Source organism: Pseudoalteromonas sp. SIMBA_162, assembly GCF_046535955.1.
Taxonomy (GTDB): domain Bacteria; phylum Pseudomonadota; class Gammaproteobacteria; order Enterobacterales; family Alteromonadaceae; genus Pseudoalteromonas; species Pseudoalteromonas marina.
In genome coordinates this window covers 1-274 of sequence record NZ_JAWJBQ010000365.1, presented here as the reverse complement: position 1 = coordinate 274, position 274 = coordinate 1, and the positions used below count along the sequence as shown (strand labels likewise).

The 274-nt window shown below is 54.7% G+C and carries 1 pseudogene; it reads left to right on the top strand.

Annotation, left to right across the window (positions count from 1 at the left end):
• A pseudogene (locus R0J88_RS20055) lies at window positions 1-274 on the top strand (hydroxymethylbilane synthase); the annotation flags it as partial.

Below are 274 nucleotides of genomic sequence, written 5' to 3'. Positions count from 1 at the left end.
GCAAGGTCTGGGACTGGTCACTATTTGTGAGCGTGAAGATCCTCGCGATGCCTTTGTGTCCAATAACTATGACAATCTGGATGCGTTACCGGCAGGCAGTATCGTCGGGACGTCCAGTTTACGTCGCCAGTGCCAACTGGCTGAACGCCGCCCGGATCTGATTATCCGCTCCCTGCGAGGCAACGTCGGCACTCGCCTGAGTAAACTGGATAACGGCGAATACGATGCCATCATTCTTGCGGTAGCCGGACTAAAACGTTTAGGTCTGGAGTCC